The following is an 18,152-nucleotide window of genomic DNA, read 5'->3' on the forward strand; positions in this document are numbered from 1 at the left end:
TCCTCGAACGCCTCCGCGAGGCGGGGATAGACGAGAGCACCTACACGGTCATCGTCGCAGCCGAGACGGTCATCTCCCGGCGGTTCGAGGCGCTCGAGGAGGAGTACGGGCGGGAATCCGAGCGCGGGGGCGACCGGATCTCCCGGGAGGAGCTACAGGCGAAGGCGGACGACCTCGCGTCCGGTGTCGGCACGTACGTGTTGATGACCGTCATCTCGGCGGTGATCGCGACAGCCGGCCTCCTGCTCGACTCGCCGGCGACGGTCGTGGGGTCGATGGTTATCGCTCCCCTGATCGGTCCCGCGATGTCGGCCGCGATCGGCACCGTCGTCGACGACGAGGACATGTTCAGGCGCGGCGTGCGGATGCAGGTGCTCGGGGTCGTCGTCGCGGTCGCGGCCGCGACGCTGTTCGCGTTCGTCCTGCGGACCTTCGCCTTAGTGCCGCCCGGGCTCAACCCGCTCGAACTCGCCGAGGTGTCGGAGCGGCTCGCCCCGAACGTCCTGGTGCTCGTCGTGGCGATCGGCGCCGGGATCGCCGGGATCGTCTCGCTGATGACGGGCGTCTCCGCGACGCTGGTCGGCGTGATGATCGCGGTAGCGCTCATCCCGCCGGCGGCCGCCGTCGGCATCGGGATCGCGTTTCGGATCCCCCGGCTCGTGGTCGGCGCGGGCGTGATCGTCGCGGTGAACGTCCTCTCGATCAACCTCTCCGCGCTGGTGATGCTGTGGTACGAGGGGTATCGGCCGCAGCGGTGGTTCCGCGAGGACGACGCGCGCGCCGCCTTCGTGAAGCGCGCCGCGATCCTCGTCGCCGCTATCGCGGTGCTGTCGGTGTTCCTCGGCGGCGTCACCTACGATTCGTACGTCGCCTCCACGACCGAGTCGGACATCCGAACCGCCGCGAGCGACGAGTTGGCCGCGATGGACGCCGGGATGGAGCTGATCGAACTCGAGGTCGAGCGGGGCGGGAGCGTCCCGCCGCTCGACACCGAGCGCGTGGTGGTCACGGTCGGGGCGCCGCCGGGCGTCGGCGTCGGGGGTATCGCCGAGGCGCTCGACCGCCGGATCGAGGCGACGATCGGCGAGGACGTCCGGGTGGAGGTGCGGCTCGTGACGATCGAGCGCGCCTGACGCCGCGGCGCGCGGCGCGCGTTCCGGACGTTCGGGCGTGCCCGTCGCGCGTTCGTGCAGAAATGCGGGGATATCAGTGGCGAAACGTGACGTTCGACGGTTCTGACGGCCACTGGCGGAAGAGGAAGTACTTTTTAACAGCGCCGCAGACGGTAGGGACAGTGACCGATTCGAAACGGCCCGACGACGATTCGATGCGCGAGGTCGTCGAGCGCTCCCGGAGCGGGGCGCCGGCGGTCGGCGAGGCGGTCCGGGACCGCTTCTCGTCGGACGAGGTGTTCCAGCGGATCGTCGCCGCCGCGGACGAGGAGGTGACCTCGGGCGGGCGCGAGCTGTTCTTCAGCGGCGTCGCCGCGGGGCTGGCGATCACGATCACGTTCATGCTGTACGTCTCGCTGACCGCCGCCACCGACGGCCACCCGATACTGAGCGTCCTCCTCTATCCGCTCGGCTTCGTCTACATCATCATCGGCGGCTACCAGCTGTACACCGAGAACACGCTGCCGCCGGTGGCGCTGACGCTGGAACGGCTCGCCAGCCTGCCGACGCTGCTGCGTCACTGGGGGATCGTCCTCGCCGGGAACTTCACCGGGGGCGCGTTCGGCGCGGTCGTGCTCTCGTACGGCGGCGTCTTCTCCGAGGAGGGCGCCGTCGAGTCCGCGATCTACATCTCTACCGGCGGGCTCGACGTCGGCTTCTGGCCGCTCTTCTTCAAGGCCGCGATGGCCGGCCTCATCGTCGCCGGCGTCGTCTGGGTCGGCTTCGCCTCCACCAACTCCGTCACCCGACTGCTCGTCGTCTACCTCGCGTTCCTCGCGATCCCGCTCGGGAACCTCTACCACGTCGTCGTCTCGTTCACCGAGGTGCTGTACCTGCTGTTCGCACAGCAGCTCGGGCTGTACACCGGCGGCATCACTCTTGTCGGCGGGCTCGGCGGCTTCGTCCTCCCGGTGCTGCTCGGGAACACGATCGGCGGGGTGGTGCTCGTCACACTCGTGAACTACTTCCAGACCAGCGAGGAGCGGTTAGAGGAGGCGCGCTTCGAGGGGATGACCCGCCGGCTGACGGTGCCCGAGTGGGTGCTCGGTCGGGCCGCGGGGCGCTCGTACGTCCCCATCCTGGACGCCACGGAGGCCACGCTGTTCGCCAACGAGGGGTACCGGATCATGGTGCCGATCACGAACCCGCGGACCGACGGCCCCATGATCGAACTGGCGAGCCGGCTCGCCAGCGACCACGAGGACGGGCTCGTCCACATCGTCCACGTCGTCCAGGCGCCGGAGCGGATGTCGCTGTCGGCCGGCGCGGGCCGGATCGCCGACGTCTCGGAGGAGGGAATGGCCGGGCTCCGCGACACCGCCGAGGGGTACGACGTCGACGTCTCGACGTCGACCGTCGTCTCGCACCGGTCGTTCGAGGAGGTGTTCAACATGGCCCGCCGGACCCGCCCGGAGGCCGTGCTGATGGGCTGGGGCGAGGACCAGCTGTGGAGCGCCGCCCGCGCGGAGCGCCCGATCGACGAGCTCACCAACCAGCTCCCCTGCGACTTCCTCATCCTGAGCGAGAGCGACCTCGACACCTCGCGGGTCCTCCTCCCCACCTCCGGGGGGCCGGACTCCGGGCTCGGCGCGGAGGTCGCGAGCGTGCTCTCGCGGACCGCCGGCGCCGAGGTGTCGCTGCTACACGTCGTCGACGGCCCGGAGGACCGCGCCGCTGGCGAGGGGTTCCTCACCAACTGGGCGGCGGAAAACGACCTCGCGGGCGCGAACAAGATCGTCGACGACGGCGGCGACGTCGAGGGCGCCATCGCGCGCGAGGCAGAGAACACCACCCTCGTCATCATCGGCGCGACCGAGAAGGGGCTCCTCTCCAGGCTCGTCTCGGACTCGCTGCACCTGGACGTGATCCACGACGTCGACTGCTCGGTGCTGCTCGCCGAGCGCCCCAGCAGCCGCTCGATCCGCGATCGGCTGTTCGGATCGGGACGGCGGGTCACCGGGCCGCCCGACGGCGGCGTCGAGCGCGACGACGGCGCGTCGCGGGGCGCCGAGCTCTCCGGCCCGGACGATTCCGGCCCCGCACCGCTCGCGGCCGTCGGCTCTGACGACGGTGGAGACGCCGCCGACGAGGGGGCCACAGAGCAGCGCCCCGACGACGAGCCGAGCGAGTCGACGGTGATCACCGACCACGTCGGTCCGGACGACGAGGAGGCGGGCGGCGACGGGAGCGACGGGGCCCCGCCGGAGCCCTCGGTCGTCACCGACCACGACGACTCGGACGACGAGGAGGCGGACGGGGAGAAAGCGGACGGCCGCAGAGACGCGACGGACGACGCGGCGTGATCGATCGCGGCGCGGGGCGACGCGCCCGATAGCGCAAACGGCTCTTTGTCTCACCGGCGACTTATTGTTGGTTCCCGGCGACGGCTCGCACATGGACCGAAGACTGATGACCGCGGCCGGGCTCGTGCTGCTCGTCGCGCTGGCGGGCTGCGCGGGACTCCCCGGCTCGACGGGAGACGCGGGGACCGCCGCGAACGCGGCCCCGGGGGAGGAACCGGCGCTCGACAGGAGCATCGAAGTGACGGCGGACGGCGAGGCCACGGCCGAGCCGGACCGCGCCACGATCCGCGTGGCGGTGACCGCGACGGGCGACGACTCGGCGGCGGTCCGCGACGAGCTCTCCGCCGCGGACGAGTCGCTCCGGGCGGCGCTGACCGACTGGGGGCTCACCGAGGACGACATCCGGACCGAGCGCTACGACGTGCGCGAGTCCTACGAGACGCGGGACAATCCGGACCGGACGACGTATCAGGGCGTCCACAGCTACGCGCTGACGATCGACGACGTGGACGCGGTCGGGGAAGTCATCGACGTCGCGATCGACGGGGGCGCCGACGAGGTGGAGCGCATCGAGTTCGGGCTGAGCGAGGAGCGCGAGCGCGAGGTGCGCGCGCAGGCGATCGAGAACGCGATGGCGAACGCCGACGGCGACGCGGCCGTGCTCGCGAACTCCAGCGGGCTCGAGGTCACCGGCGCGTACCGCGTCTCGACCGCGGACGCCGGAGTGACGCCGTACCGGGTCGCCGAGTCCGCGATGGCCGGGGGCGGCGACGGCGGCGACGCCGCGACCGGGGTCGAGACCGGCGACGTGAGCGTCCGCGTCAGCGTCAACGTCGTCTACGGCGCGGAGCAGGCCTAGACGACCGAGCCGGCGCACCGGTTCTCACGGCGCGCCCCGGATCCGCCGGGCGTCGAAACGGGAACCGGCTTTTAGCGGCAGAAACGTCCGGTACGTGCTTGTATCGCCGTATTTAAACCGCGGATACTCTACTGAGAGTCGTCCGACAGATACATACGGAAGTGATCGGATCGTAAAACTATGCCGGACGATTACAACACAGAGAGCATCGATCGACGTAAAATTCTTAAAGGAGCCGCTGCCGCCGGTCTCGTCGGCATCGCGGGCTGTTCGGGAGACGGCGGCGACGGGTCCGACGGTGGCGACGGCTCTGACGGGTCCGACGGGAGCGACGGCTCTGACGGCTCTGACGGCTCTGACGGGTCCGACGGCGGCGACGGCGGCGACGGCGGAAGCCGCCTGAGCTGGCACGCGGGCGGGACCGGCGGGACCTACTTCCCGCTCTCGAACGAGATCAAGACCATCGTCGAAGCGAACACCGACTTCTCGCTGAACGTCCAGTCGACGGGCGCGAGCGTCGAGAACGTCGGTAGCCTCGCCGACGGGTCGGCCGACTTCGCGCTGATCCAGAACGACATCGCCTCCTTCGCGAAGAACGGGACGGGCATCGACGCCTTCCAGGACAACGCGATCGAGAACCTCCGGGGCGTCGCGACGCTGTACCCGGAGACGATCACGCTCGTCACGCTGGCGGAGAACGACATCTCCTCCGTGGGGGACCTCAGCGGCGCGACGATCAACACCGGCGACCTCGGGTCGGGGACGCAGGTCAACGCGCTACAGATCCTCGAATCCGTCGGTATCACCGACTACAACGAGCAGAACGCCGGCTTCTCGCAGGCGTCCGAACAGCTCGCCAACGGCGACATCGACGCCGCCTTCGTCGTCGGCGGCTGGCCGGTCGGCGCGATCGAGGACCTCGCGAACACGAACGACATCGAGATCGTCCCGATCAGCGGCGACAACCGCGAGGCCGTCAAGGAGGACGCCTCCTGGTTCGCGAACGACACCATCCCCGGCGGCACCTACACCGGCGTCGAGGAGGACGTCGAGACCGTCGCCGTGCAGGCGATGATCGCCACGAACGCCGGAGTGCCGGCCGACACGGTCGAGACGGTCACCGCGGCCATCTTCGACAACCTCGGCGAGCTCACGATCAAGACCGACTTCATCACCGTCGACAGCGCGCAGGACGGGATGTCCATCGAGCTGCACGAGGGAGCCGCGGCCTACTTCGACGCGTAGGCGCTCCGACGACGGCCCCGACGCGGGCCGTCCGCTCGGAGGGAGCCGCGGGCGAGTCGTATCGGTTCCACTGCGGGACGCGCCCCGGTCGATCGCGGGGGACCGCGCCGCCGACGGCCGGTCGTGCCCTGTTTGAAACTGCTTCACGAGCTGTCCGAACTCGACACCACCGAAATCACTCGAAGACATGGGCCGCCTTTCTCAGCCGAACGTCGGTGCCGCGATCCTCGCGATCGGCGTGCTCGCGATCGCCGTCGCCGCGGCGACCGCTCCGGTCGGGGCCGTCCTCGTCGTCGAGGACATCGAGACGGGCGAGCGGTACGTCACGGCGGAGGTGAGCGACGGGAGCACGGTCGCCCTCGAGTACACCCACAGCGTCGAGAAGTCCCGGGTGTACGACGAGTACCGCGTCGACGGGGAGACGCTCGTGAACACCCGGATGGAGTTCGAGTCCTACGGGTGGGGGCTGCCAGCGCGCGTCAACGTCACGAACGTGAACGGGACGCTCGTCTACGAGCCCGACGAGCCGATCACGGTGCTCGACGAGCTCTCCGTCTCGCCGGGGCGGATCGCCGACCACACGCTGATCGTCGATGACCGGCGATACGACCTCGTCGCGGTGACGGACGGCAACGACGTGAGATTACACATCGAACGACGGTCGCTTCTCGAGATGATCCAATGACCACGACCCATCGAACGGACGGCGGTATCGACGACCCGAACGACGGCGGCCCCGAGGGCAACGGGCCAGGGGGCGACGACCCGGGCACTGGCGCCCCGCCTGACGACGGGACGGACGAGGAGATCTCCCGCGAGGAGGCGGACGAGCTGATCCAGGAGATCGAGCGCCGCCGATCGCTGCGAGGGGCCGCCGCGGTGGCGGTCGCGGCGATCGGGATCGCGTTTTCGGTATTTCAGCTGTTCCTCGCCGCGCGGAGCTTCACCTTCACGGTCTGGCTTCCGACCGTCGAGTTCGCGGGGATCTCGCTCGCCCCCTGGCAGGTCTCGCTCCAGCTCCTGCAGGCGAACGCGATCCACGTCGCCTTCGCGCTCGTGCTCACCTTCCTGCTGTTCCCGGTGAGCACCGGTGACGGGTTCGTCGCGCAGGCGTTCGGTCGGATCGCGCCGGCGGCGTCCCGGCGCCTCGGTGAGGAGAATCCCGTCACGCGGCTGCTCGAACGGGGTCGGGCGGGGGTGCGCTGGGCGTTCCTCGACCCCGACCGCGACCGGGTGGCTCCGGTCGACCTGGTGTTCATCGTCGCGGCGTTCCTGTCGGCGTTCTACTTCCTGACGGAGTTCGCCGAGATCCAGAACATGCGCGTCTTCGGGGTCGACTCGGGACGACCGATCACCGAGGTGTACGCGTTCCTCCAACCGCTGCTCGGCGGCGTCCCCTTCGTGAGCGAATACTCTTACGCGATGATCCTGGGCGTGACCGGCGTCCTGCTGGTGTTGGAGGCCACCCGCCGGACGCTCGGCCTCCCGCTGATGATCATCGTCGCCACGTTCATCGTCTACGCCCGCTGGGGGTACCTCATCAGCACGGGCACGCCCTTCCTCGGGCTGCTCGCGATCCCGGAACTCACCTGGCCGGACATCGTTCAGAACCTCTGGTACAACACCGAGAACGGTGTGTTCGGCATCCCGGTGACGGTGTCGGTGAGCTTCATCTACATCTTCATCCTGTTCGGGTCGTTCCTCGAGATGAGCGGGGCGGGCCAGTGGTTCATCGACCTGGCGTACGCGCTCACCGGGGGCCGCAAAGGCGGCCCGGCCAAGGCGAGCATCCTCGCCAGCGGGTTCATGGGAACGATCTCGGGGTCGTCGATCGCCAACACGGTCACGACCGGCGCGTTCACGATCCCGCTGATGAAGCGGTCGGGCTACTCGCCCGAGTTCTCCGGCGCCGTCGAGGCGTCCGCGTCCTCCGGCGGGCAGATCCTCCCGCCCGTGATGGGTGCGGCCGCCTTCCTGATGGTCCAGTACACGGCGACGCCGTTCGCCGACATCATCATCATCGCGACGATCCCGGCGATCGTCTTCTTCTTCGGCGTCTGGGTGATGGTTCACCTCAAGGCGGTCCAGGCGGGGATCGGCGGCGTGGCCGGCGAGGACACCGTGGACCTCTGGAGCCACCTCAAACGCGGTTGGTTCTACCTAGTCCCGATCGCGCTCCTCCTCTACTACCTCATCATCGAGCGGCTCTCGGTCTCCCGGTCGGCGTGGTTCACGCTCGTGGCGCTCGTCGGGCTGATCGCGCTCGTCTCGGCGTACAGCGAGGAGACGCGGCTCCGCCTCCTCACCGTCTTCGCGGCGATCGTCGGCCTCGAACTGGCGAGCTACGCGGTGGCCGGCGTGAACGTCGTCGGCCTCGTCACCGGATCCGGCGGTGCTGGGCTCCCGCCCGCCGAGGCGGTCAGCGCCTTGTTCAGGGGGATCGAGTGGTACGCGATGCTCGCGGGGGTGCTCACGCTGCTGTCCAAGCCCGACCTCGACGCGTCGCTGCTCGATCTGAACCCCTCGGTCCGGGACGCCGCCGAGACGGTCGGCGACCGGACCGGCCGGGACCTGGAGGACAGCCAGCCGTTCAAGCTCGGCACCTTCGTGGTCACGTCGATGGAGCAGGGCGCGCGCACCGCGGTCCCGGTCGTGGTCGCGGTCGCGGCCGCGGGGATCATCCCCGGCGTCATCAGCGTCTCCGGGCTCGGTCCGAACCTGACCTCGCTGCTGCTGGCGCTCTCGGGCGGATCGATCGTGATCATGCTGCTCGTGACGGCCGTCTCGAGCATCATCCTCGGGATGGGAATGCCCACGACGGTCACCTACATCATCCTCATCTCGATGCTCGCGACGCCGCTCGTGGAGTTCGGCATCCCGCTCCTGGCCGCCCACCTGTTCATCCTCTACTTCGGCGTGATCGCCGACATCACGCCGCCGGTGGCCGTGGCGGCGTACGCCGCCAGCGGGGTCGCCAAGTCCGACCCGTTCGAGACCGGCGTGAAGGCGTTCTCGCTCTCGCTGAACAAGGCGATCGTCCCCTTCGCGTTCGTCCTCGCACCGGGGATCGTCCTGTTGCGCGAGAAGGCGAACGCCGCCGACCTGCCGCTCCGCGAACGGTACCGCGTGATCGGGTTCCAGGACCTCGCCGAGCTCTCCTACTCGATCCCCGAGATCGTCGTTCCCGTCGTCGGGGTCTTCCTCGGGGTGATCGCGCTCGGCGCGACCGTCATCGGAACGCTGTACACGCGCGTCGGCCGCACCGGTCGGGCCGCGTTCGCACTCAGTTCGCTGCTGCTGATGGCGCCGAGACTGCTTTCCGAGACCGTCTTCGACGCGCTCGGGCTCGTCGGCGTGAGCGTCTCCGTCGACGCGCTCCTGCTCGACTTGACGCTCCGTGCCATCGGGTTCGCCCTGTTCGCGGCGCTGACCGTCCGTAACCGTCGGGAGGCTGAGAGCGAAGGCAGCGGGGGAGACGAAGCCGGTGCCGAGTCGGAGTCGCCCGAGATCGCCTCCGGCGTCGACTCGGCCTGACCGGGCGGCCGCCAGAGAATTCCACGGGGGCCGTCGTCAGGCCTCGTAGCTGGACGCCGTCAGGCCTCGTAGCCGGCCATCTCCATCACGGACGCGAACTGCTCGGTGTCCGTGACGCTCTCGTACACTATCCCGCCGATCATGCCGCCGGGGTAGGTGTCGCCGTTCATCGCGTGGTTCACCTTGTGGCAGTGGAGCGCGTACACGCCGGGGTCGGCGCCGGCGGTGAACTCGATCGTCTTCCGCTCCGCGGGCGCGATGGGGATCACGTCCTCGCGGTGCCGGGCGGCCTCGGGGATGACGCCGCCGTCCTTCTCGACGACGGTGAACCCGTGGTTGTGGGTGTGCATCGCGTGCGACTCGTAGCCGGCGTTGACGTAGTGGATCCGCACCCGGTCCCCCTCCTCGACGATCAGCGGCGACCCCTGCTCGGGGTGGAACGTGTACGGCGCGGAGCGACCGTTCACGGTGAACGCGTCGGGGTTGCGGTCGCGATGACTGAACGAGACGTCGCCGCCGGCCATCGAGGCGGAGAGGCGCGTGTCCCAGTCTTTGATCGTCATGAACGCCTCCTTGTCGGGCGCCTCGTACCCCTCGGGGTCGACGCGGAGGATGCCGTACATCCCCATGTCGAGGTGGTTCTGCGTCTGGTAGTGACAGTGGTACAGGTGCGTTCCGGGTTGGTTCGCGGTGATCTCGTAGGTGTGCTCCTCGCCCGGGGCGACCTGCTGGCCGGTCGTCGTCGGGACCCCGTCGTCCATCCAGTTCTTCGAGAGCCCGTGGACGTGGAACGTGTGCGGCCGGTTGTGCTCGGTGTTGTCGTAGGTGATCTCCATCTCGGTCCCCTCGGTCACCCGGAGCAGCGGGCCGGGAACGCTGGGGTCCGTGTCCGGCGTCTGCCACGCCCAGACCTCGGGCAGTTCCCACGGGCCGCCCTTCGTCTCGTCGCCGAGCAACCGGTGACGACACGGCGTCGTGGACACCGTGATCGCGCCGTCCCGCTCGTCGAGGTCGATGGTCGTCCGCGGCGTCGTGTACGGGTGGTCCGTCTCCACGGCGGTGGCGTCGCTCCCGGACCACTCCGCGACCTGTTCGGCCGCCGCCTCGCCGCCGCCGGCCGCGTTCTCCGCCGCCGCGCTCTCGGCCCGCGGGGCGCCGCAGCCCGCGAGCCCGACCGTTCCGAGCGCCGCGGCCGCCGAGAGGAACCCGCGTCTGGAAGCAGTGCGTCGACCGCTGTCGTCCCCGTTTCTCGCCATGACCGAACATGAATGGTGAACGGTCTTAAAAAGAAGACGGGATCCACGGATCGTGAGAACGCGGTCGCCGGTCGGTTCATTTATATATCGCAGAGCGTTTACGCGTCGTCGGCCGACATTTATTATCGCGGGTCACGACCGTTGACGCGACCCATGCGGATCGGCATCGTCTCCGACACCCACGACGACCTCGCCGCCGTCGAGGCGGCCGTAGCGCTGTTCGACCGCGAGGGGGTCGACGCCGTCGTCCACTGCGGCGACTTCGTCGCGCCCTTCTCCGTGACTCCCTTCGACGTCGGCGGTGGCGACGACCCAGACGCGGGCTTCGACTTCCACGCCGTCCGCGGCAACAACGACGGGGAGTGGGCGGTGCAGACGACCGTCGAGGCGTTCGGCACCTACCACGGCGAGGCCGGAACGCTCTCGTTCGGTGACGGGGGCGCCGAAAGCGCGGGCGACGAGGGCGCCGTCGAGGTCGCGGTCACTCACGGGACGAGCGGCGTCGTCGTCGACGCCCTCGTCGACTGCGGCGACTACGACTACGTGTTCCACGGCCACACCCACGCGCACGGCGTCGAGGAGCGCGGCGGGACGGTCCGGGTGAACCCCGGCGGCCTGCCCATCCCGGTCGACGGCGCGGACGACGAGTTCCGCGTCGCGACCCTCGACGTCGGGGCGGACGCCGACGGGGCGACCGGCGTCGACGCGGTGACGCACCACGCGCTCGATTTATAAATAGCGCACCGCGGCACGACGGGACGCGACCCGAACGCGACGCCCCGAGCGACGCACAAACGCGCGTTTGTGTCATCGGGAGCCTTTTGAGGTGTCAGAGGAAGAAGGTGTATGGACAGACGCGCGTTCCTCGTCGGAGCGGGCGGGGCGGCGAGCGCGCTCGCCGGGTGCACCGACCTCGTCACGCTCGGCGACGGGCGGGTCGCCGAGCGCGACCTCCCGGAGCGGCCCGCGGACCCGACGCCCGAGTCGGTCGCGGCGTACGTCGCCGAGTACGAAGAGGTTCACGCACACAACCGCCACGCGAGGGACGGGGCGAGCGAGGTGACCGTCGACGCCGTGGCGACGTTCGACCACGCCGCCGGCGACGAGCACTTCGCGACCGCTCAGCACGCCGGTACGGCCTACTACGAGGACGACGGCGCCCGGTCCGTGGGGGAGCTGTACGGTCGACCGGTGCCGTACCTCGTCGCCCCGGACAGGACGCTCCGGATGCCGGTCGAGCGGCGGCGGGTCGGAACCGGCGCGTCCGGTCGTCCGCCGGACGAGACCGCGTCCCCGCCGCTCGGCGTCCGGCTCTGCAACGTCACCGACGACCCGCGCGAGTTCGTCGTGACGGTCGTCCGGCGGAGCGCTGCGGACGGTGGAGGCGGCGTCGGCGGCGATATCACCGACGAGAGCGACGGCCCGGTCCTCTCGACGACGGTCGAGCTCGATCCGGAGAGCGCGGTCGAGCTCCTGGAGGTCACCGACGTCCGCGGCGGCTACCGCGTCACCGCCAGTATGGAGGACGACGGCGTCACCGGACAGGGCCGGATCGAGGTCGGGCTGCCGAGCGCCGACCGCGGCCCCAACGTCGACGTCATCGTCGGCGAGAGCGGCGTCTCCGCGTGGCACCTCCCGTCGTTCGAGGGGATCTGAGCGGTCAGTCGTCGCGGTCAGTCGCCGGCGTCGCCGTCGGCGCCGCCGTCCGCCGGGAGGTCGGCGGCGTCCGCCGCCTCGACCCCCCGGAACTCGAAGCGCGCGCCCCCGCCCGTCGCGTCGACGAAGTCGACCGACCAGCCGTGCGCGTCGGCGACCTCCGCGACGATCTTCAGCCCGAATCCGGTCCCGTCCTCGTCGGTCGACACGCCCGCGTCGAACGCCTCGTCGCGCACCGCCTCGGGGATACCGGGCCCATCGTCGGCGACGTAGAAGCCGGGCTCGCCGGCGGCGTCGAGCGCGCCCACCTCGACGCGGACCCCCGCGCCGCCGTGAGCGACCGCGTTGGCGAACAGGTTCTCGACGGCCTGCCGGAGCCGGCTCCGGTCGGCCCGGAGCGGGAGGTCGTCGGCGAGGACCAACTCGGCGTCGGCCGTGTCGACGTTCGCCCAAGACTCCTCGGCCAGCGCCGACAGCGACACCGCCTCGGTCTCGTCGATCGCGGTGCCCTGTTTGGCGAGCGTCAGCATGTCATCGACGAGCGCGCCCATCCGGTCGAGCGATCGGGCGACCGTCTCGAGCTCCGGCGGGACCGCCCGCTCACCCTCCAGTCGAGTACGGATCAGTTCGAGGTTGCCGGCCGCGACGTTGAGGGGGTTGCGGAGGTCGTGTGAGACGAGGCTGGCGAACTCCTCGAGCCGATCGCGCTCGCGGGCGACCTCCGCCTCGCGGGCCCGGAGCTGTCGCTCCCGCTCGATCCGGACGAACACCATCGTCACCGTCGCGGCCCAGATCCGCGCGATCGCGAGGTCGGAATCGTCGAACGCGTCGGACTCGGTGGCGCCGACGTTGATGATCCCGTAGCGCCCGAGCGGGAGCACGAGTTCGCTCCGGATGGGCGAGTCGGGGTTGTACCGGTCCGGGTCCGTCCGGATGTCGGCGACGTACTCCGGCTTCCCGGAGTCGAACACCTGCCAGGAGATGCTCCGCCCGTCGGCCGAGAAGACGGGGTGCTCGCCGACGACCTCGTCGGCCGCGTCGGTCCACACGTGCGGCTCCAGCGAGTCCCGGCTCTCGTCGTACAGCCAGATCCCCGCGATCGGGTGGCCGAGCACCTCCTCGACGTACTCGACGGCCGCCTCCGCGGCGACCTCCCGGTCGGTCGTCTTCAGGAGGTCCTGCGTCGCCTCGTGGAGCGACTCCAGCGTCCGCGTTCGGCGCCGGAGCTCCGCCTGTCGCGCCCGCTCCTCGCGCACGTCGACGACCGTGACGACCAGGTACGCCTCGCCCGCCCTCTCGAACGGACCGAGGCTGATCGTGACGGGGATCTCGGTGCCGTCCCGCCGCCGCGCCGTCAGGTCGAGACTCGCGGCCATGGACCGCGGCTCCGGGTCGGCGACGTGGCCGTACAGCTCGGCGCCGGCCGAGCCGCCGCCGGCGTCGTAGAGCAACCGCTCGACGTCGGTGCCCTCCAGCTCCGCCGGCCCGTAGCCGAGCACGGGCTCGACGCGGGGGGTGCCGGCGCGGACGACGCCGTCGGTGTCGACGATCAGCACCGGGTCGGGAAGGCCGCCGAGCGCCTCCGGGAATCGCTCCATCCGTTTCACTTCTACTCTTCGGCCGGCTCGTGGACGTGCCCGCACTCGGGACATCGGACCTCCTCGCCGCGGAGGCCGGCCGAGGAGGCGCGCACCTCGCGCATCACCTCGCTGATCTTGTCCTCGGCCTCCAGCTCGTCGGCGACGGCGAGGTCGACCCCCTCGACCTCCAGGAGGAACTTCGCGACCTCCGTCACCTCGTACATCATCTCGTCTAAGTCCTCGGCGGTGAAGAAGCCGGACATCGCGCCGTAGAGGAACGTCGCGCCCGCCTTCGTCACCTTCTCCTCGAAGGAGTAGCGCGCCTGGTTGACCGCCTGCGGCGTGTACGTGTCGGTCATGAACGGGACGAGCTCCGGGAGGTTCTCGCCGATCTTCGTCATCTCGACGCCCGTCTCGGTTCGGAAGTCGGCGCAGAGCCGGGCGATCGCCCACTCCCGGGCCGTGACGTACGTCCGGTCGCGGAGGAAGTCGTTGACCCGCTCGTAGCGGGCGCCGTCCATCTTCTTGAACCGCTCGTACTTGCGGACCTCCGGCGGGACGTCGGGCGTCTCGTCGTCCGCGGTATCGCCGTCGGAGGCGCCGTCATCGAAGGCGTCGCCGTCGGAAGCGTCGCCTTCACTGGGCGTCACGTCGCCCGTCCCGTCGGTCGAGGGGCCGGCGGCGTCGCTCGGAGCGGCGGCCTCGTCGAGGGGCCCCGGAGCCCCCTCGTCGTCGGTCGACGGCTCGCGGGCGGGGTCCGACCCGGCGTCGGCGTCGTCCGACGCGGGACCGGGCTGGTCGTTCATGTCCGTATCAACCTGACCCCCGGACAAAAGGGTTGTCGCTGGAAGCGGCGGCCGCGCTCCCGCGACGCCGGACCGCCCCCACGGAGATCCATTTTTGTACCGTCGTGTGGACGTGGGTCGTATGAAGGTGCTCTGCGGGATCGGCGGCAGCGACGACTCGTTCCGCGCGCTCGACCGGACCGTCGAGCGCGCGGCGGTCGCGAACGACGACCTCACGGTGGCGGTGGTCGACAACGATGACTCGGCGGTCGCCCAGGCGGAGGTGATGGAGCGCGCTCGGGAGGCGATCGACGACGCCGGGATCGACGCCGACGTGAGACGGGTCGAGGGCGATCCCGGGAGCCGACTGGTCGAGATCGCCGAGCGGGAGGAGTTCGAGGCGATCGTCCTCGGCGGCGGGCACACGAGCCCGATGGGGAAGATCACGCTCGGACCGATAGCCGAGTTCGTACTGTTGAACGCCAAGACATCGGTCACGCTGGTCAGATGAGCGATCGACGCTACCCGGAGACGGTGGCCGACGGCTTCCCCGCCCCTCCCACGGAGTTCACCGACCGGGAGGACCGGACCGTCGAGATCCGACCGTACGAAGACACCGAGGACGCCTACGAGTCGCTCGTCGCGATGTACGACGCCTTCGACCCGTCCGACCGCGCACAGGGAATCCCCCCCGGCGGGGAGAAGCGCATCCGAGAGTGGCTGGACGCGATCCTCGGCGACGACTGCTACAACGTGCTCGCGTGGTGCGGCGACGAGGTCGCCGGCCACGCGACGCTGGTGCCCGACGGCGACGCCTACGAGCTGGCGATCTTCGTCCATCAGGAGTACCAGCGCGCCGGGATCGGCACCCACCTCATCCGCGGACTGCTCGGCTACGGGCAGGCCGAGGGGGTCCGGAAGGTGTGGCTCACCGTCGAGCGGTGGAACCGCGCCGCCGTCTCGCTGTACAAGAAGATCGGGTTCGAGACCTCCAACGCCGAGAGCTTCGAGCTGGAGATGGGGCTCCGGCTGAACGAGGACGAGGGCGACGAGGACGAGGGCGACGGGGACGGGGCGTAGCCCCGCCGGCGCGTCCGCCGAGCGTCTCGCCGTCCCGGTCCCATCGCTCGCCGGGATCTTCAAGCCTTTACGTGCGGCGAGCGAGCGCTCGGGTATGAGCCATCGGATCCTTCTGTTGGGGGCACCCGGCGCCGGAAAGGGGACGCAGAGCGCGAAGCTCGCCGAGGAGTACGGCGTCGAGCACGTCACGACCGGCGACGCGCTCCGCGCGAACAAGGACATGGAGACGGAGTACGGGACGCCGCGCTCGTTCATGGAGGCGGGCGAACTCGTTCCCGATCCGGTCGTCAACGAGATCGTCCGGGCCGCGCTCGACGAGGCCGACGGGTTCGTCCTCGACGGCTACCCGCGAAACCTCGACCAAGCCGAGTACCTCTCGGAGATCACCGACCTCGACGCCGTGATCTACCTCGCCGTCGACGAGGAGGTGCTCGTCGACCGGCTCACCGGCCGCCGGGTGTGCGACGACTGCGGCGCGAACTACCACGTCGACTTCCAGCCGCCCGAGGAGGCGGGCGTCTGCGACGAGTGCGGCGGCGAGCTGGTCCAGCGCGAGGACGACACGGAGGAGACGGCCCGCGAGCGGCTCCAGGTGTTCTACGACAACACCGAGCCCGTGGTCGACCACTTCCGCGACGAGGGCGTCCTCGTCGAGGTCGACGGGGAGGCGGCGCCGGACGAGGTCTTCGACCGGATCCGCGACGTCGTCGAGGCGTAAGAGCGCGCGTTCGGCGGGGCGACCCGCGCCTCGATCCTACAAGGTTCTTAACCGTCGGCCGCTAACCGACCGATAATGAGTAAGGTCGAACGGAGAGTCCGCTCGCTCGTCAACGAGGACGGCGAGATGCGGGACGCCTTAGAGATCGTCCTCGACCGCGCCACCGACGGCGAGGTCCAGTGGGTCGACGTCCGCGACGAGATCACCAGCGGCCAGTGGGGCCGCCTCATCGAGAAGGAGATCCTCGTCGACGGCGAACGCGGCTTCGCGCTCGCAGACCCCGACGAGATCGAGGCGGGGATGAACGAGAACGACGGAGACGACGGGGGGGACGTCGAGACCCCGGAGACGACGTCGTGGACGAAGTGGGACAAGCTCGCCGCCGTCGCGACGATCGGCGCCTTCGTCGGCTACGCCGTCGGTCCCGTCCGGGACGCGATCGCGGGGGCGATCGACATCGTCCTCGGTCCCCTGCTGAACCTCGTCCCCTTCTACGTCGTCATCATGGTGATCGCGCTCGGGACCGGGCTGTACTCCACGCTGCTTCGGGCGGGGCTCATGGACATGGAGAAGATGAGCCAGTACCAAGAGCGGATGAAGGACATCCAAGACCGCCGTAAGGAGGCGAAAGAGCGCGACGACGACGAGGCGCTCGACGCCATCCAAGAGGAGCAGATGGACGCGATGGGCGACCAGCTCGGGATGTTCAAAGAGCAGTTCCGCCCGATGGTGTGGATCATGTTCCTCACCATCCCGGCGTTCCTGTGGATGTTCTGGGTGATCGGCTACCGCGGCTCCGACTCCGCGTACCCCGAGGTCGCCGCGCAGGAGCTCGTGGTGCCGCTCGCCGGGACCGTCACGTGGGACACGGGCATCGTCGGCCCGATCCAGATGTGGATCCTCTGGTACTTCCTGTGCTCGATGGCGTTCACCCAGCTCGTCCAGAAGAGCCTCAACATCCAGATGTCGCCGTCGACGTCGTAACCCGTTTTCGACGCGAAGTTCGTGTCGGTGTCGCTGATTTCAGCGGCACCACGTTCTCAGTCGGAGTTCGTCGCGCCGTTTCGGATCCGTTCGAGGGCGAATCCGAGAGCGAGCGCGCCGACGAACAGGAGGACGCTCCCTCCGACGACGGCCGTTTCGGCGGCCCGCGGGACCTGCTCGACGTCCGAGACGAACACGCGGACGTCGAACGCGACCACGACGACGGCGCCGACCCCGTTGAACGTCATGTCGAGCACCGTATCGCGGAGCCCGTAGTACTCGAGCACCGGCGGTCTGTCGATGTACTCGCCGAGGTCGCGGGCGGCCAGTTCCATGAACTCCCAGAAGACGCCGGCGCCGAGCGTGAACAGGACTGTGAAAATGGCCGCGTAGGGGCCCGAGACTTGCGATCCGAGCGCGGACGGGGCCCGGAGGCTCGCGTAGACGACTGCCGCGACGAGCGCGGCGGAGACGCTGTGTGTGAGGTGGTCCCACCACCACACGGTGTCGTACCACCCCAGCATCCCCAGCATGTGGAGGAACCCCGCGACGGCGATCCACGCGGAGAGCGCGGGGCCGAACGCGACGTCCGCCCCGCTCGTGAGCGCGAATACGAACTCGGTGAACGTCGGAAGGGCGGCCGCGACGGCGGATGCGACCCCGTTCACGACCGCCTGGAGGTTCCGGGACCGCAGCCCGATGAGGACCGTCGCGACGATCCCCGTCGAGAAGACGAAGAAGGCGGTTTGCAGGGCGTTCGTCATGAGACGGAGGGAGGGGGTGTAACGTAGCGGTCGGCGTGCTGGTAGGCTTTTCGCAGTCGCCCGCGCGCTCGTTCCGTCGGGGAGGCCGAGTCCCGCGTCGGGGCGAGCGGTAAGGGCCGCTTCGATCGAATCGAACGAGCGGGCCCCTCGGACGCGTACCGAACGAGCGGGCCCCTCGGACGCGTACTCGGCGGAGCCGCCGAGCGGGAGTTCACC

The 18,152-nt window shown here is 69.8% G+C and carries 16 protein-coding genes; 12 read left to right on the forward strand and 4 right to left on the reverse strand.

Features of this window, described 5'->3' with window-relative positions:
* The 6 genes from DJ81_RS01645 to DJ81_RS01670 form a co-directional block, all read left to right on the forward strand.
* A partial coding sequence (locus tag DJ81_RS01645) for a TIGR00341 family protein (RefSeq protein ID WP_141212504.1) occupies positions 1–1,133 on the forward strand: 1,133 nt, incomplete at its 5' end.
* A gap of 194 nt (positions 1,134–1,327) precedes the next feature.
* On the forward strand, positions 1,328–3,475 hold the full coding sequence (locus DJ81_RS01650) for a formate/nitrite transporter family protein (RefSeq protein ID WP_170938218.1): 2,148 nt from the start codon (positions 1,328–1,330) through the stop codon (positions 3,473–3,475).
* 91 nt (positions 3,476–3,566) lie between these two features.
* Positions 3,567–4,334, forward strand: a complete 768-nt coding sequence (locus DJ81_RS01655) for an SIMPL domain-containing protein (protein ID WP_094527423.1) — start codon at positions 3,567–3,569, stop codon at positions 4,332–4,334.
* Positions 4,335–4,514: 180 nt separating this feature from the next.
* On the forward strand, positions 4,515–5,579 hold the full coding sequence (locus DJ81_RS01660; RefSeq protein WP_094588131.1) for a TAXI family TRAP transporter solute-binding subunit: 1,065 nt from the start codon (positions 4,515–4,517) through the stop codon (positions 5,577–5,579).
* A gap of 187 nt (positions 5,580–5,766) precedes the next feature.
* Positions 5,767–6,264 carry a DUF1850 domain-containing protein gene (locus tag DJ81_RS01665; protein ID WP_094527421.1) on the forward strand — a complete coding sequence of 166 codons (498 nt, stop codon included), beginning with the start codon at positions 5,767–5,769 and terminating at the stop codon, positions 6,262–6,264.
* Positions 6,261–9,113 (forward strand): TRAP transporter permease, encoded by a 2,853-nt coding sequence (locus tag DJ81_RS01670; RefSeq protein WP_094588133.1) that lies wholly within the window; start codon positions 6,261–6,263, stop codon positions 9,111–9,113. The genes DJ81_RS01665 and DJ81_RS01670 overlap by 4 nt, the downstream gene beginning before the upstream one ends.
* A gap of 59 nt (positions 9,114–9,172) precedes the next feature.
* Here the strand turns inward: DJ81_RS01670 and DJ81_RS01675 are convergent, their stop codons facing one another.
* Positions 9,173–10,369, reverse strand: a complete 1,197-nt coding sequence (locus DJ81_RS01675; RefSeq protein WP_094588135.1) for a multicopper oxidase domain-containing protein — start codon at positions 10,367–10,369, stop codon at positions 9,173–9,175.
* Positions 10,370–10,522: 153 nt separating this feature from the next.
* Between DJ81_RS01675 and DJ81_RS01680 the strand changes: the two genes are divergently transcribed.
* Together DJ81_RS01680 and DJ81_RS01685 are read left to right on the forward strand one after the other, a co-directional pair.
* Positions 10,523–11,104, forward strand: coding sequence for a YfcE family phosphodiesterase (locus DJ81_RS01680; protein ID WP_094588137.1), 582 nt, complete (start codon positions 10,523–10,525; stop codon positions 11,102–11,104).
* Positions 11,105–11,215: 111 nt separating this feature from the next.
* Positions 11,216–12,025: a hypothetical protein gene (locus DJ81_RS01685; RefSeq protein WP_094527416.1), complete on the forward strand. Its 810-nt coding sequence runs from the start codon at positions 11,216–11,218 to the stop codon at positions 12,023–12,025.
* A 17-nt stretch (positions 12,026–12,042) separates the two neighbouring features.
* On the opposite strand, the gene DJ81_RS01690 is transcribed toward DJ81_RS01685, so the two are convergent.
* Together DJ81_RS01690 and DJ81_RS01695 are read right to left on the reverse strand one after the other, a co-directional pair.
* On the reverse strand, positions 12,043–13,623 hold the full coding sequence (locus tag DJ81_RS01690; RefSeq protein ID WP_094588178.1) for an ATP-binding protein: 1,581 nt from the start codon (positions 13,621–13,623) through the stop codon (positions 12,043–12,045).
* Positions 13,624–13,634: 11 nt separating this feature from the next.
* The gene (locus DJ81_RS01695; RefSeq protein ID WP_094524175.1) at positions 13,635–14,411 is read right to left on the reverse strand and encodes a DUF5806 family protein; all 777 of its coding nucleotides are present in this window, start codon (positions 14,409–14,411) and stop codon (positions 13,635–13,637) included.
* A 121-nt stretch (positions 14,412–14,532) separates the two neighbouring features.
* On the opposite strand from DJ81_RS01695, the gene DJ81_RS01700 reads away from it, so the two are divergent.
* The 4 genes from DJ81_RS01700 (at position 14,533) to DJ81_RS01715 (ending at position 17,172) form a co-directional block, all read left to right on the forward strand.
* A complete protein-coding gene (locus DJ81_RS01700) occupies positions 14,533–14,901 on the forward strand; it encodes a universal stress protein (protein WP_094524176.1) in 369 nt (122 codons plus the stop codon).
* On the forward strand, positions 14,898–15,470 hold the full coding sequence (locus tag DJ81_RS01705; RefSeq protein ID WP_094588139.1) for a GNAT family N-acetyltransferase: 573 nt from the start codon (positions 14,898–14,900) through the stop codon (positions 15,468–15,470). Before DJ81_RS01700 ends, DJ81_RS01705 begins: the two co-directional genes overlap by 4 nt.
* Positions 15,471–15,564: 94 nt before the next feature.
* Positions 15,565–16,188, forward strand: a complete 624-nt coding sequence (locus tag DJ81_RS01710; RefSeq protein ID WP_094527412.1) for an adenylate kinase — start codon at positions 15,565–15,567, stop codon at positions 16,186–16,188.
* Between the two features lie 75 nt (positions 16,189–16,263).
* Positions 16,264–17,172 (forward strand): DUF106 domain-containing protein, encoded by a 909-nt coding sequence (locus tag DJ81_RS01715; RefSeq protein ID WP_094588141.1) that lies wholly within the window; start codon positions 16,264–16,266, stop codon positions 17,170–17,172.
* A gap of 56 nt (positions 17,173–17,228) precedes the next feature.
* Here the strand turns inward: DJ81_RS01715 and DJ81_RS01720 are convergent, their stop codons facing one another.
* A complete protein-coding gene (locus DJ81_RS01720) occupies positions 17,229–17,936 on the reverse strand; it encodes a hypothetical protein (RefSeq protein ID WP_094588143.1) in 708 nt (235 codons plus the stop codon).
* Between the last annotated feature and the right edge of the window lie 216 nt (positions 17,937–18,152).

It is taken from the genome of Halorubrum sp. Hd13, from assembly GCF_002252755.1.
Classification (GTDB): domain Archaea; phylum Halobacteriota; class Halobacteria; order Halobacteriales; family Haloferacaceae; genus Halorubrum.

Coding starts and splice junctions, on each gene's coding strand:
- DJ81_RS01650 (WP_170938218.1), top strand. CDS start 1,328: ATGCGCGAGGTCGTCGAGCGCTCCCGGAGCGGGGCGCCGGCGGTCGGC.
- DJ81_RS01655 (WP_094527423.1), top strand. CDS start 3,567: ATGGACCGAAGACTGATGACCGCGGCCGGGCTCGTGCTGCTCGTCGCG.
- DJ81_RS01660 (WP_094588131.1), top strand. CDS start 4,515: ATGCCGGACGATTACAACACAGAGAGCATCGATCGACGTAAAATTCTT.
- DJ81_RS01665 (WP_094527421.1), top strand. CDS start 5,767: ATGGGCCGCCTTTCTCAGCCGAACGTCGGTGCCGCGATCCTCGCGATC.
- DJ81_RS01670 (WP_094588133.1), top strand. CDS start 6,261: ATGACCACGACCCATCGAACGGACGGCGGTATCGACGACCCGAACGAC.
- DJ81_RS01675 (WP_094588135.1), bottom strand. CDS start 10,369: ATGGCGAGAAACGGGGACGACAGCGGTCGACGCACTGCTTCCAGACGC.
- DJ81_RS01680 (WP_094588137.1), top strand. CDS start 10,523: ATGCGGATCGGCATCGTCTCCGACACCCACGACGACCTCGCCGCCGTC.
- DJ81_RS01685 (WP_094527416.1), top strand. CDS start 11,216: ATGGACAGACGCGCGTTCCTCGTCGGAGCGGGCGGGGCGGCGAGCGCG.
- DJ81_RS01690 (WP_094588178.1), bottom strand. CDS start 13,623: ATGGAGCGATTCCCGGAGGCGCTCGGCGGCCTTCCCGACCCGGTGCTG.
- DJ81_RS01695 (WP_094524175.1), bottom strand. CDS start 14,411: ATGAACGACCAGCCCGGTCCCGCGTCGGACGACGCCGACGCCGGGTCG.
- DJ81_RS01700 (WP_094524176.1), top strand. CDS start 14,533: ATGAAGGTGCTCTGCGGGATCGGCGGCAGCGACGACTCGTTCCGCGCG.
- DJ81_RS01705 (WP_094588139.1), top strand. CDS start 14,898: ATGAGCGATCGACGCTACCCGGAGACGGTGGCCGACGGCTTCCCCGCC.
- DJ81_RS01710 (WP_094527412.1), top strand. CDS start 15,565: ATGAGCCATCGGATCCTTCTGTTGGGGGCACCCGGCGCCGGAAAGGGG.
- DJ81_RS01715 (WP_094588141.1), top strand. CDS start 16,264: ATGAGTAAGGTCGAACGGAGAGTCCGCTCGCTCGTCAACGAGGACGGC.
- DJ81_RS01720 (WP_094588143.1), bottom strand. CDS start 17,936: ATGACGAACGCCCTGCAAACCGCCTTCTTCGTCTTCTCGACGGGGATC.